12 protein-coding genes are annotated in these 13443 nt (G+C 66.6%); 6 read left to right on the forward strand and 6 right to left on the reverse strand.

The window, feature by feature from the left end; all coding sequences use genetic code 11:
* Positions 1 to 53 precede the first annotated feature (53 nt).
* Positions 54 to 719 (forward strand): TraX family protein, encoded by a 666-nt coding sequence (locus AC10QF_RS04940; RefSeq protein WP_447901605.1) that lies wholly within the window; start codon positions 54 to 56, stop codon positions 717 to 719.
* 458 nt (positions 720 to 1177) lie between these two features.
* Positions 1178 to 1534: a hypothetical protein gene (locus tag AC10QF_RS04945; protein ID WP_197598973.1), complete on the forward strand. Its 357-nt coding sequence runs from the start codon at positions 1178 to 1180 to the stop codon at positions 1532 to 1534.
* Between the two features lie 256 nt (positions 1535 to 1790).
* On the opposite strand, the gene AC10QF_RS04950 is transcribed toward AC10QF_RS04945, so the two are convergent.
* Positions 1791 to 3986 (reverse strand): TonB-dependent receptor, encoded by a 2196-nt coding sequence (locus AC10QF_RS04950; RefSeq protein ID WP_494541862.1) that lies wholly within the window; start codon positions 3984 to 3986, stop codon positions 1791 to 1793.
* Between the two features lie 241 nt (positions 3987 to 4227).
* On the opposite strand from AC10QF_RS04950, the gene AC10QF_RS04955 reads away from it, so the two are divergent.
* The gene (locus AC10QF_RS04955) at positions 4228 to 4830 is read left to right on the forward strand and encodes a TetR/AcrR family transcriptional regulator (protein WP_494541863.1); all 603 of its coding nucleotides are present in this window, start codon (positions 4228 to 4230) and stop codon (positions 4828 to 4830) included.
* Positions 4831 to 4842: 12 nt separating this feature from the next.
* Positions 4843 to 5955 carry a DNA glycosylase AlkZ-like family protein gene (locus AC10QF_RS04960; RefSeq protein WP_494541864.1) on the forward strand — a complete coding sequence of 371 codons (1113 nt, stop codon included), beginning with the start codon at positions 4843 to 4845 and terminating at the stop codon, positions 5953 to 5955.
* A 248-nt stretch (positions 5956 to 6203) separates the two neighbouring features.
* On the opposite strand, the gene AC10QF_RS04965 is transcribed toward AC10QF_RS04960, so the two are convergent.
* The 3 genes from AC10QF_RS04965 to AC10QF_RS04975 form a co-directional block, all read right to left on the reverse strand.
* A complete protein-coding gene (locus AC10QF_RS04965; protein WP_111176427.1) occupies positions 6204 to 6797 on the reverse strand; it encodes a mechanosensitive ion channel domain-containing protein in 594 nt (197 codons plus the stop codon).
* A 6-nt stretch (positions 6798 to 6803) separates the two neighbouring features.
* Positions 6804 to 7670, reverse strand: a complete 867-nt coding sequence (locus tag AC10QF_RS04970) for a glucose 1-dehydrogenase (protein WP_494541865.1) — start codon at positions 7668 to 7670, stop codon at positions 6804 to 6806.
* A gap of 100 nt (positions 7671 to 7770) precedes the next feature.
* The gene (locus tag AC10QF_RS04975) at positions 7771 to 8154 is read right to left on the reverse strand and encodes a sensory rhodopsin transducer (protein WP_494541866.1); all 384 of its coding nucleotides are present in this window, start codon (positions 8152 to 8154) and stop codon (positions 7771 to 7773) included.
* A 59-nt stretch (positions 8155 to 8213) separates the two neighbouring features.
* Between AC10QF_RS04975 and AC10QF_RS04980 the strand changes: the two genes are divergently transcribed.
* Positions 8214 to 9200, forward strand: coding sequence for a TIGR03885 family FMN-dependent LLM class oxidoreductase (locus AC10QF_RS04980; protein ID WP_494541867.1), 987 nt, complete (start codon positions 8214 to 8216; stop codon positions 9198 to 9200).
* On the opposite strand, the gene AC10QF_RS04985 is transcribed toward AC10QF_RS04980, so the two are convergent.
* Entirely contained in the window at positions 9170 to 10756 is a 1587-nt protein-coding gene (locus AC10QF_RS04985; RefSeq protein ID WP_494541868.1) for an alpha-amylase family glycosyl hydrolase, read from the reverse strand. The genes AC10QF_RS04980 and AC10QF_RS04985 overlap by 31 nt on opposite strands.
* Before the next feature lie 160 nt (positions 10757 to 10916).
* On the opposite strand from AC10QF_RS04985, the gene xth reads away from it, so the two are divergent.
* Entirely contained in the window at positions 10917 to 11708 is a 792-nt protein-coding gene (xth, locus tag AC10QF_RS04990; RefSeq protein ID WP_111176422.1) for an exodeoxyribonuclease III, read from the forward strand.
* On the opposite strand, the gene AC10QF_RS04995 is transcribed toward xth, so the two are convergent.
* The gene (locus AC10QF_RS04995; RefSeq protein ID WP_111176421.1) at positions 11709 to 13427 is read right to left on the reverse strand and encodes a sensor domain-containing diguanylate cyclase; all 1719 of its coding nucleotides are present in this window, start codon (positions 13425 to 13427) and stop codon (positions 11709 to 11711) included.
* Between the last annotated feature and the right edge of the window lie 16 nt (positions 13428 to 13443).

A 13443-nucleotide genomic window follows, 5' to 3' on the forward strand; every position in this document is an offset into this window, starting at 1 on the left:
GGGCTCCTGCGCGGCGCTGGAAATGGGCTGGCCGATGCGCATAAGCTTCCGCGATGCAAGCGACCACGACCGGGACGTCAACCTTCAACTTCACCCTCTGCAGCGGCGCGCGCGAGCTGCTGAAGTGGATCGCACTGCTGGCCATGACCGGTGATCACGTGGCCAAGGTGGTCTTTGGCGGCTACGTACCGGTGGTCAGCGAACTGGGGCGCATTGCCTTCCCGCTGTTCGCGCTGGTGATGGCCTGCAACCTGGCCCAGCCCGGGGCCGACCTGCGCAAATCGATACGCCGGCTCGCGTTGTGGGGGCTGATCGCGCAGCCATTGCACGCATTCGCGTTTGGTTCCTGGCTGCCGCTCAACATCCTGCTTACCTTCACTTTGGCGGTCGTGGCCGTTCATGCGCTGGCGAACCATCGGCCCGTTCTGCTGTTGCTGGCTGCCGGCGTGCTGCCGATGTTCGTGGATTACCAGTGGGCGGGTGTCGGCTGCGTGCTGCTGGGATGGATCGCGTTCCGGCATCGCGCGTGGTGGCTGCTGCTGGTCGGGCTCGCAGCGGTGTGCTGGGCGAACCACAACGGCTGGGCATTGCTGGCCGTGCCGGTGGTGCTGCTGGCCGCGCGGGTGACATGGCCACTGCCGCGCTGGCGGTGGGCGTTCTACGGGTATTACGTGGGGCATCTGGCGGTGCTGGCGTTGGTTGCCCATCTGCCTGTGTAATGTCGGAACTGGCATGTGGCATGTCTTGAATGCCGGATGCGGTCAAGGAATGCGCGGTGCCGATGCGGGTGAAGCGTGCCGCCATCGGCATGGTGCAAGTTATTGAATTTTCGGCGCGATTGTCGATATGCGACAATGCTGCCACTGCGTGAACGTTGCTGTCTTTGCACTTGGGTTGTTGGCGCCTGCCACCCCGCTGTGCACATGATGGATTGCCGCCGAAAAAGGGTGGCCGGGTGTGGAAACCCGTTTAGCTATGCGTTGTTTACGCTTGCCAGCCGGCGTCGCCTTGCGCGGCGCCGGCTGGCATTCCGTTCGCGTTTTATGGCGGGCGGTACGTGGGGTGCGCGCAAGCGAACCCACCGGGTAATGACGCTTAGCTACCGGTTTCCACACACGTACCGTCCGCCGCCTTTGTTAAGGGCGGTGGTCCCGCATGCCTTGCACGGAGACCTGCCATGAACGCATCGGAGTTCCCCCATCAGCGCGCCCCGGCCAATGCCGATGAGGGGCACGACATCCCGCCCGATCCCAACAACCTGACGGCCCTGCTGCATCGCATCGGGCTGGGCGCGGCTTCTGACGGCCGGCCCTGGCCCGAGCGCCATCAACTGCCGGGCCGATGCATGGCATTGGCCGATGCCGATGGTGCGTTGGCCGGCCTGCGCATCGTCAACGAGATCCTGCTGGCCGCCGAGCGCGCCCGCCAGAACGGTGGCCCGGAACACTACGTGGGCGACCGCGTGATGGAAGGACTGAAGCTGGCCGCGCTGGCGCTGACCAACCACGCCATTTTTCGTCTGCACCCCGAGTAGACCTACGACGAGCGTGGATGCTGTTGGTGTAGAGCCGAGCCTGCGCTCGGCTCATCGGGCAAAACGCAGCCGAGCGTGGGCTCGGCTCATCGGGCAAAACGCAGCCGAGCGTGGGCTCGGCTCTACAGGATATTCGCATCCTGCCTGGATGCCGTTGGCGGATGGCCCCGCGCTCTGTAGAGCCGAGCCTGCGCTCGGCTCACCGGACGAAACGGAGCCGAGCATGGGCTCGGCTCTACAAGGGGTCCATGCCCGCTCAGAAATCCATCGTCACCGACAACAACACCGTTCTCGGCGCTCCCAGCGCCAGACTGGACAGCAACGGCATGCCCCAGTACGCCTTGTTGGTCACGTTGTTCACCGTGGCGCGCAGCGCCAGCGGCCTGCCGGCCAGTGTGGTGCTGTAGCGCGCGCCCACGTCAAACAACGTCCGTCCCGGCACCGACAGGCTGTTGTCGGCACTGATGTACTGCTTCGACATCGCCGTGGCATTGCCGGTCAAGGTCAGGCCCTGCAAGGCCGGCACATCCCACTCCACGCCCAGCTTGGCCTGCCGCTGCGCAATTGCCGTGGCCATGCGGCCTTCATTCACGCCACCGGCCGTGCGGGTCAGCTTCGGCTGTACATAGGCCACGCCACCGAGCAGGCGCACGCCGTCCAGTGGCGCGCCGAAGAAGCCCCATTCCACGCCACGATTCCGCTGTTCGCCGCCAAACGAGAAGATATTCGTGACCGGGTCGGTGTAGCTGCTGGGTCGCCTGATTTCATACAGGCTGAAGGTGTGCGCGAAGCGGCCCAGATCCAGCTTCAGGCCCAGCTCCTTCTGCTTGGTGCGGAACGGCGCGAACACATCACCGGCATTGGCGGCGGTCATCGGCGCGGTGGCGCCCTGGCTGAGGCCTTCGATGTAGTTGGTATAGAGGGAGACCTTGTTGGTCGCCTTCACCAGCAGCGCCGCTGCCGGGGTGGTGGCGCTCTCGTCGTAGCGCGAGGTGCGCGCACCGCTGGCGACATTGAAGGTCTCACTGACCACCTGCTGGCGGCGCACGCCCAGCGTCAGCTGCACGCGGTCATCGGCGAAGGACAGGGTATCGGCAACACCGATGCTGTCCAGCCGCAGTTCGGTATGCGAGATGTGTGGCGCTACGAACGGCGCGGCCGGGCCCCACACCGGGTTGTACAGGTTGGTGGTCCAGTCCCAGCCCGGCACGCTGCGGCGGCCGTAGTCGTTCTGGGTATGCCGATAGTGGGTCACGTTGGCGGCCCATTGGTGACCGACGCTGCCGGTATGGAACGAACCGCGCAGGCCGGCATCGCCGGACTGCTTCCTGATATCGAAGGCGAGCTGGCCGATCACCGTGGTGAAGTCACCGGCCGGGTTGAGGATCTGCGCGCTGATCGAACCGTTGTAGCGGTAGTCGGTCCTGCTGGTGCCGTAGGCCAGGTAGGCCATCAGGCTATCGTTGATGTCCAGTTCGCCGCGCAGCATCGCGCCCTTGTCCTGGCTGTCCACGTAGGCCCAGTCCGGGTTGATCAGCGTATCGCCACGCGGCGGCCGCGGAATGGCGACGCCGGGCGCCAGGCCGACGCCACGTGCGGGGCCATCAACACCGTCATCGGCGCTGTACAGATCGGCCGACAGCCGCGTACGCTCGCCGCGCCAGTCCAGTGCCAGCGAACCGAGCTGCACCTTCTTGCGCTGCTTGCCGACCGCGCCATCGCCATCACGGTACGCGCCGTTGAAGCGGATGCCGAACTGTTTGTCGGCGCCGAGGCGACGGCCCATATCCACATGGGTGCCGAACTGCGCATCGGAGGCGAAGTTGGTGCTGACCTGCAGCAACGGCAGCTCCCCCGCGCGCTTGGGCACCAGGTTCACCGCGCCGCCCACCGAGCCGCCGGGCGGCATGCCATTGAGCAGGGCGGACGGACCCTTCAGCACTTCGATGCGCTCGAACATCTCCGGCGAGGTGCGGTAGTACGGCGCCATGCCGCTGAGGCCGTTGAAGGTGGTGTCGCTGGTGCTGGAGGCGAAGCCGCGGATTGCGTAGTTCTCGCTCCATGCGCCGGTGACGCCGTTGCTGAACACCGTGGGGTCGGTGGCGGCAATGACGTCGGTCAGGTCCTTGGCCTGGCGGTCGCGGATGAAGGACTCGGTATAGCTGACCGTACTGAAAGGCGTGTCCATGAAATCCTTGTCGCCGAGCAGGCCGATACGGCCGCCGGCGGCCACCTGACCGCCGGCATAGTCGCCGGTCACGCGGCGCTGTTCCTGCACCTGCACCGAGGGCAGGGTGGACGGCGCGGTTTCGGCCAGCGCGGCGCACGATGCCATCAGGCCAAGCGCGAGCGCCGAGGCCCGGTAGCGCCGCGCCAGGCCGTGTGGGAGTGGCTGGCTGCAGGACGCGGCGGCAGCTCGGGTTTGTGGAGAGGAGAAGGGGTACACGGTCATGCCAGGGTCCTGTGAATCGCGAGGGCGAGCGCGCCTCGCGCGCGGCCATCGGCACGCACGGGAAGAGGGGCGCAGCGCAGGGTTGTTGGCTGGGTGGGGACCTGGCGGAAAGTGAGCCACGGGGCTCGATCCGGGCGGCGCCATGAGTGCGAACCAGACGCATTCCGAATTAGTTGAGTAAATTAAACTAAATAGACCGAAGCGGACAAGAGGGTCCCTTTGCTGGCACCCTCGGCAGGGTATGAACACGCGACGCGAAACCAAGGTGCCGCCTCGCGGCCGTCCACCGACCATCACCCCCGAGCGCCTGGCCGACATTGGCATCCGCCTGGGTCTGCCCAACCTGACCATGGCCAACGTGGCCGCCGAACTGGCGGTGACCCAGGCCGCGCTGTACAAGCGCGTGGCCAATTTGGAGGCGTTGAAGCGGCTGGTGGCGGAGGCAGTGTTCCGGCGCTGGCAGATCCCGCGCGCGTCGGCCGATGCGGCGGGCGGCCTGCAGGGCTATCTGATGGTGTTCGTGGAATCGTTGTGCGAGGTGGTGAAGGGGCATCCCGGGTTGCCGCCATACCTGCTGCGGCGCACGGTGGCGACCGCGCCGATGCTGGAAAAGATTGCCTCGCACCAGGCGCACGTGGCCGAAGTGTTCGGCCTGCCGATGGACAAGGCACGCTGGCTGCTGGCCACGATCGCGTTCTACTGCATCGCCGGTGCCGACACCATCTACGCGATTGCGGACGACGAAGAAGGTCAGGTGATCACCGAGTTCAAGCAGGGCATGCGGGCGCTGGTGATCGGGTCGTTGCAGTTGTTGGATGCGGAGGACGCGGACGGATCACCGTAATGCCATCCACGCATGGCGTGGATCTACAATGCGGCCATGCCAGCCACGCCCACCCTTGAAGACCTGCGCCGCTATGCGGTGGCGCGCACCCTGTTCAAGCCGACCACGCTGCTGACCGCGATCCGGAAGCTGGGCTTCGTGCAGGCCGACCCGATCCGGGCACCGGCACGCGCGCAGGATCTGACCCTGCGGCACCGGGTGAAGGACTACCGCGCAGGTGATCTTGAACGTCGTTATGCGCGCCTGCCGGTGGAAGAGGACTGCCTGGTGAACTACGGCTTCCTGCCGCGCGAGCATCTGGCGTTGATGCACCCACGCGTGTCCAAGCGCGAATGGGACGCCGAGACCCATCGCCGCGCCGCCGACGTGCTGGCGTTCGTGCGCGAGCGCGGCAGCGTGCACCCGCGCGAGGTGGACCAGGCGTTCGCGCATGGGCGGGTGACCAATTACTGGGGTGGCACCAGCAATGCCAGCACGCATCTGCTGGATGGCATGCACTACCGTGGTCTGCTGCGCGTGGCGCGGCGTGACAACGGCACGCGCATCTACGCCGTGGCCGAGCATGCCGAGGCGGATGCCAGCGAGCAGTCGCAGGTCGAACGCGCGGCCGCCCTGATCGATCTGGTGGTGCGCAAGTACGCGCCGCTGCCATCGGCCAGCCTGACCTATCTGGTGCGCCTGCTGGGCTATGGTGCACCGCATCTGGCCGAGCAGACCCGCAAGGCATTGGCGCTGGCCAAGCAGCAGCTGGCCAGCTGCACGCTGGAGGGCACCACCTGGTACTGGCCGGCGGACGAGAATCCGCGTTCGCGCCGCTATGCACCGGACGAACAGGTGCGCCTGCTGGCGCCGTTCGACCCGGTGGTGTGGGACCGCCGCCGTTTCGAGCTGTTGTGGAATTGGGTCTACAAGTTCGAGGCCTACACGCCTGCGCCAAAGCGCCAGTATGGGTACTACGCAATGCCGGTGTTGTGGCACGACCAGGTGGTGGGCTGGGCCAATCTCAGCGTGCGCGAGGGTGAGTTGGTGCCGAACGTGGGTTATGCCGGCAAGTCGCTGGCCCGCGACAAGGTGTTTGGTGGCGCGCTTGAAGACGAACTGCAGCGCATGGCGGAGTTTCTGTAGCGCCAAGCGGCGCATGGGTATCTATCTGGTGCCGCGTTGGTGTGTTGGTCTGTGATCGAGCTGGGCTTCGGCTGCTTCCCGGCACACAGTGCTGCACAGCTGGACCCTATCCAGGCATTGACGGCGGAATAGGGCCGCCCGCTGTGCACCTGTAGAGCCGAGCCCACGCTCGGCTGCACTCCGTTCAGGTCGCGCCGTACCGAGCGCTGCGCGCAGCAAGCCGAGCATGCGCTCGGCTTTACAGCTACTCAGCGCACCTTGCCTTTGATTGGTACGCTTCCCGGTAGCTGGGAATAGCCGCCGTCACCCCAGTGCCGGGTGATGCGCTGGAAGAACAGCGAGTTGGGCACGCGCAGCAGGCAACCGCGCGCGCCTTCGCCACGATCACTCAGCGTGGTGTAGATCAGGTTGATGTCAACCACCTGACCGCACAAGCCCGGCTTGTCCACGCTTTCCAGCACCTCGATGGTGTCATTGATGCGGAACGGGCGCGTGGAGACGATCAGGAATGAACAGAACAGGTTGGACAACACGCTCCATGCAGCAAAGAACGCCACCGCACCGACCGCCATGAACCCGGTCAGCGCGGTCCACAGCACCGAGCGCGACACGCCCAGTCGCTCCAGTATCAGCAGCGCAGCCGCCAGATACAGCAGCAGGGCACCGCCGCGGCGCAGGCCCACATGAAGCTCTGGTGCCAGCCTGCCGCGCTGCCGCGCCTGCACCAGCAGCCACGCCAGGGCACGCACCATCACCCATGCGACGCCGAGGATGGCGAGCACCTCGGCCACCGGCACAACTACGGTCAGCCAGTCCTCAATCCAGGCGGGCAGTCCGGCCATGAGGGGTCACAGTGTTGCCGCGCCGCCGGAGATGGTCAGCAGCGCACCGGAGGTGTAGCTGGCGCTGTCCGAAGCCAGCATCACATAGGCCGAGGCCAGCTCGGCCGGCTGTCCGGGGCGGCCGAACGGCGTCTGTGCGCCGAACTGTTCGACCTCTTCGGCGGCCATGCCTGCAGGAATGAACGGCGTCCAGATCGGGCCGGGCAGCACGGCATTGACGCGGATCTGATGCTCGGCCAGCAGGCCGGCCAGCCCCAGCGTCAGATTGGCGACGGCACCTTTGGTTGCAGAATAGGGAAGGATGTTCGGCGTCGGCCGCTTGGAGTTGACCGATGCGGTGTTGATGATCGCACCGCCACCGCGCAGGTGCGGTACGCACAGCCGGGTCAGATTGAACACGGCATGCACGTTGGTATCGAACGTCCGCTTCCAGTCGTCCAGGGTGATGTCGTCGAAGTGCTCGTAGTAGCGCTGGTAGGCCGCGTTGTTCACCAGAATGTCGAGACCGTCCAGCTCGCTGGCTACGCGATCTACGAGCGAGCGCGCCTGTGCCGGGTCACTGATGTCACACGGTACCAGCACGGCTTTGCGCCCGGCCTGTTCGATCTGCTGCTGCACATGGCGGGCGTCGTCCTGCTCGCCATCGAGGAATGCGATGGCAACGTCGGCGCCTTCGCGCGCGAAAGCGATCGCCACCGCCGCGCCGATACCGCTGTCACCGCCGGTGATCAGTGCCTTCTTGCCCTGCAGGAGGCCATGCCCGCGATAACTGTCCTCGCCATGGTCCGGCCGGGGCTGCATCTGCGCAGTCTTGCCGGGGAAGGGTTGCTGCTGGGCCGGGAAGGGCGGGCGTGGGTAGTCGGGCAGGGCCATCGTCACTCTCCGAAAGGAAACCGGCGCCAGTCTGCCTCCAGGCGGGTAAACGGCTGGAGGGCGCGGTGTCGTTGCAGCGTGGACGCCTGCGCGCGCGGCTTCACAATGGATGCGCGATGGTGGTCATGATGCTGTTGGCCCGTTGCCGTGAATCCAGCCGCGTGTGCTGCACGATGATCGGCTGGTCGGATTCGACGAGGGTGGCGAAGCCCGTGCCGCGCGGCACAGGTGCCGGATCCTGCAGATCGTTGAAGCGCAGATGGCAGGTGCGCCGCGCCGGCACCGTGATCCGGTAGGGGCCCACCGGATCGCGGTCCTCGAAGTAGAGGGTCAGGGTGACATGCGCTTCCTCGCTGCCGGCATTGAGCACACAGCAGGTTTCGTGACTCTCCATCTCCGGTGTCGGGCCGTTGCTCCAGGCTGGAATGTAGCCTTCGGCGATAGCCCAGCGTCGATGCCCGATGCAGGAAGTGTTCGTTTCCATGACGCCGTTTTAGCTGGAGGGGTGTTGCCATCGTGTCCAGTCCCCGCACGGAATCCGTGATGACTATCGGCTACCACGCATCGCATGAGCAGTTCCCGCCCGCCACCTTGCTGGGCCTGGCGCTGCGCGCCGAACAGGCGGGATTCGAGGCCCTGATGTGCTCGGACCATTTCCACCCGTGGACGGCTGCACAAGGGCAGTCCGGCCACAGTTGGGTATGGGCCGGCGCGCTGGCGGTGCAGAGCGCGTTGACCCTGGGCATGGTGACCTGCCCGATGCTGCGGCAGCACCCGGCCTTGGTGGCACAGGCAGCGGCGACGCTGGAGCAGTTGGCGCCGGGCCGGATCTGGCTGGCGCTGGGTACCGGCGAGGCGCTGAATGAGCGCGTTACTGGCCAGCCGTGGCCAGCCAAGCGGGAGCGCCAGAAGGCACTGCGCGATGCGGCCGAAGTGATGCGGCGACTGTGGGGAGGCGAGCGGGTCGACCACAGCGGTGGCTTTCAGGTGCGCCAGGCGCGACTGTACAGCCGACCGGCCCTTCCCCTGCCGCTGCTGGGTGCAGCCGTCACCGAGGAAACCGCACGCTGGATGGGGGGCTGGGCCGATGGCCTGATCACCATCAGCCAGCCACTTGCGCAGTTGCGGCGTGTGGTGGCGGCGTTCGAGGACGGCGGTGGCGGGGGCAAGCCGATGTACCTGCAGGCCAAGCTCTCCTACGCGCGCGCCGAACAGGCGGCGCTGGAAGGTGCGATGGAGCAATGGAGCGCCAACGTGCTGCCGCCGGAACTGGCCGAAGGCCTGGACCAGCCCGAACAGTTCGAAGCACACGCCCGATCGGTCAGCGCCGAGGTGGTGCGCCAGCACGTGCATGTCTCGGCGGATCTTGGCCAGCACCGGGCCTGGCTGCAGGAGCTGCAGGGACTGGGGTTCGATCGCATCTACCTGCACAACGTGAACCGCGAGCAGGAACGCTTCATCGATGATTTCGCCGAACACGTACTGCCTGCGCTGAGCACTCAGGCACCCTCGGCAGCCAGCCACGCATAGCCATGGCCCTGCAGGTAGCAGCGGCGATCCTGCAGCCTGGCGCCGTGGCACACCAGCGTGTTCAGCGGGCCGTGCAGGGGTACGTCCACCCCAACCGGGTTGTCGCCGAAGTTGATCAGTGCAAGCGCTTGGCGGGGTGCCTCACCGTAGCGGAGCATCAGCAGCGCGGGTGAGGGTGGGTCGAGCGTGTGTGGCCCCTGCTGCAGTACGGGATGGGCATTGCGTTGCTGCAGCAGCTCGCGCACCCGCAGCAACAGTGAGCCCGGCGTCGCGCGTTGCGCCTCGACGTTCACCGTGCGGTAACCGTAGGGGCCGTCTGCCGGAGGCACGCGCCACGCATGCCGTGGCTGATCGGTAAACCCCGCCCCTGGGCGGTCGTGCCAGTGCATCGGCATGCGCACGGCGTTGCGCTCGGGCAGTTCCAGGCAGTCGCCGAGGCCGATTTCCTCGCCATACCGGATCACCGGCACCTGACCCAGCGACAGCAGTGCGGCCCAGGCCATGGCCTGCCACGCGGTGTCGCCGTCCAGCATGGGCGCCAGCCGGCGGCGGATGCCGCGGCCATAGATGCGCATGCCAGGTTCGGGCGCGAAGCACTCCATCACCGCTTCGCGTTCGTCGGGCCGCAGCTGCTCCAGGTCAAGCTCATCATTGTTGCGCAGCCAGGCGATGCGGGTGTGCGGCGGCGCCTGCGGTCCGTATTCGGCCATGACCCGGGCCACTTCGCTGGCGTCGCCGCGCGCCAGGGCCAGGAAGAAATGATTGTTCAGATGGAAGTCGAGCAGGTGCGAAAGCCGCCGCCCCTGGCACAGGAAGTCACCGTAGCGGGACGCGCGGACATCCGCTTCGCCGATCAACGGCAGCCCTGGCTGCTGTGCGTCTGCCGTGGCGCGCATCGCTTCCAGCAGCCACAGCCCGTCGTCGCGGGGGTCGGCGTGTCGCGCGCGCTCGACCATGTACGGCACCGCGTCCACGCGGAAGCCGGCCACGCCGCGCTGCAGCCAGAACGTCATCACCCGCAGCAGTTCGTCGCGTACTGGCGCATGGGCCAGCTCCAGGTCTGGCTCGTGCCGGTAGAACATATGCCGGTTGAACGCGCCGGCCTCGGCGTCCCATGTCCAGGCAGACGCCTCGATCGGCGGGAACATCGGCTGCAGGCCGTCGTCGGGCACGTGGTCGCTCCACAGGTACCAGCGGCGCCATGCCGGGTCGCCCCGCTGCGCGGCGACGAACCACGGGTGGGCGCTGGCCGTGTGCTGCATCACCAGTTCGACGATGATACCGATACCGCGTGCCTCGGCAGCGTCGACCAGGCGCTGGAACGCCGCCTCGTCACCGAGGCGTGGATCGATGCGGTAGTGATCGGTGACATCGTAGCCACCGTCACGGCCGGCGTTGCAGTAGAACGGCAGCAGCCACAGGTGGCTGATGCCGAGCCAGTGCAGGTAGTCCAGCTTTTCGGTGATGCCATCCAGCGTGCCCCAGCCGCGCCCATTGCTGTCGCGGAACAGGTAGGGGTCAACCTGGTAGATCGCGCGCAGCGGACGCACCGCCATTGGGCTTCTCCAGTACCGTTTACGGGTAATCAGCCTGCTGTGCGAAATGGCAGCAGTCCGTGAAACGGATGGCACCGCATCATGACGCGGCATCCACGGTCCCTGCATGCCTGGGCGCGCACAGTGAACACCCACTCGATGCGCCGAGGAGGCTTCCTGCATGGCCCGTCGCAAGACGCTTCGCATTGCCACGTTCAACGTCAACGGCATCGGCACACGCCTGCCGCAGCTGTTGGACTGGCTGCACAGGGAATCGCCGGACGTGGTTGCCCTGCAGGAACTGAAGGCGACCGACGCCGCGTTTCCGGCTGCGGCGCTGGAAGAGGCGGGCTACGGCGCGCTCTGGCAGGGCGAGGCGCGGTGGAACGGCGTGGCGCTGCTGGCACGAGGGACCACGCCGGTTGAGAGCCGCCGCCGATTGCCGGGCGAGCCCAAGGATACCCAGAGCCGCTACCTGGAGGCGGCGGCGCACGGGGTCATCGTGGGTGCCCTCTACCTGCCCAACGGCAACCCGCAGCCCGGGCCCAGGTTCGACTACAAGCTGCGCTGGATGGCGCGCCTGATCCGGCATGCGCGCAGCCTTGTCGAGCTGCCGCACCCGGCGCTGCTGCTGGGTGATTTCAACGTGATTCCCACCGAAGCCGACGTCTACGACCCCAAGGCCTGGCGCCGCGATGCGCTGTTCCAGCCAGAGGTGCGCGAGGCCTTTGAACGACTGCTGGCGCAGGGCTGGACCGATGCGTTGCGGAAGGTGCACGGCGACGCCACGATCTACACCTTCTGGGATTATTTCCGCCAGCATGCCGAGCGCGACCGTGGGTTACGCATCGATCATCTGCTGTTGAACCCCGTACTGGCGGAGCGACTGAAGGACGCTGGCGTCGACCGCTGGGTACGCCTGCAGGAAAAGGCCAGCGACCACGCGCCGGCCTGGGTGACGGTAAGCGCGTGATCAACGCGCGGCTGGGTCCTCGCGTCGCTCGCGGCGTACCCGTGCACGGGTGCGGTACAGGCGGCTGTCCGCTTTCTGGATGGTGTCGGCCACCGGCTCGCCGGGCGTGTTGATGGCCGCACCCATCGAGAACGCGCTGGGCGCGAGCGCGGCGTGGTCCTGGTACCAATGCTCCAGTTCGCTCAACCGGCCGTCCGCAGGCGCGACCAGTACCACCATGAATTCGTCGCCGCCCAGTCGCACCACCGTCTCATCTTTGCCCAGCGGTGAGCGCAGGAACGTGGCGAACTCAACCAGGACGGCGTCGCCACGCCGGTGGCCCTGGGTGTCGTTGATGTGCTTGAAGTGGTCCAGGTCGAACATCACGCAGGCCCAGCGCTCGTCAATCAGTTCATCCAGCCGGTGCAGGTAGCGCCGGTTGTAGCACTGGGTGAGCGGATCCTTGAAGGACATTTCGCGCAGCTGCTGCTCCTGCATCCGCAGCGCGGTGACGTCCTGTGCATGTCCCAGCACGTAGGGCGGGCTGGCCTCGCTGTCGAGCACGTTGTGGTACGCCCAGTAGTGGCGCGTACCGTCGGCGGCAATCAGCTCGATCACGCCAGCATCGGTGTGGTTTGCCTGGATCCGAGCGAGGTAGGCCTTGAAGCCCGCGCGTTTTTCCGGCGGCATCAGGTCACACAGGCTGCGCCCGATCATCTGGCTTTCCTCGAAACCCAGCGATTGCACGGCCGCCGGATTCACCGAGGTCAATGTGCCGTCCAGCGTGTGCGTGCAGATCAGGCCCAGGCTGTAGTGGAACAGTCGCCGGTAACGGGTTTCGCTCGCTTCCAGCGCGTCCAGCGCGGCTCGTTCGTCCGTGATGTCCTGGATCGCCCCGACCAGGCGCGGGTGGCCGTCGACCTGTTGCCGGCTGCCGACCACGCGGGTCCAGATCGCGCGCCCGTCGGCCGTGGTCATCGGCAGCTGCACTTCCCAGGACGTGCCTTCGTCGATGCAACGCTGCACTGCTGCCCGGATGATGTTGCGGCTGTCTTCGCGATAGAACGACAGCGCGGTGTCGAGCGTCGGTTCAAAGTTGCTGCGCACGCCGTGCAACTGCTTGGTCTCGCGGGTCCAGCGCACTTCGTTGGTGACCAGGTCCATCTCCCAGCCGCCCACCCGGGCGGCCCGGTTGGTGCGCTCCAGGAAGTCTTCGCTGCGTTTGAGCTCGCGATGCAGCGCCTTGGCCTGGCCCACCTGCGCCATCAGCGTGCTGCGCTGCTCCAGCACCTGGGTGGTGACCCGGGCAAGGTGCACCATCAGTTCGCGCTGGGACGGAGACAGCACGCCGGGCATCGGATCGAGCAGGCACAGCGTGCCGATACGTGCCCCGTGCGCCGAGCCCAGGGGGATGCCAGCGTAGTGCCGGATGCGAGGCCCACCCGTCACCAGCGGATTGGTGGAGAAACGCGGGTCCTGGCGCGCATCGGGTATCTCGAACAGCTCGTCCTGGCGTATGGCATGGGTGCAGAAGGAAATTTCGCGGGCCGTTTCGCTGACGCCTTCAAGGCCGATGTTGGCCTTGAACCACTGGCGGTCTTCGGCCACCACGCTGATCAGGCCCATGGTCAGGCCGGTCGCGGCGCGGGCCGCGGCGACGATGGCATCGAACACCGGCTCCGGGGGCGTATCCAACAGGTGCAGTCGTTCGATTTCGAGCAGTCGTTCGGCTTCGTCCATGGCGCTTTTCAGGGCT

The sequence above is a fragment of the Stenotrophomonas maltophilia complex sp. Om-AH-Sm3 genome (assembly GCF_059337855.1).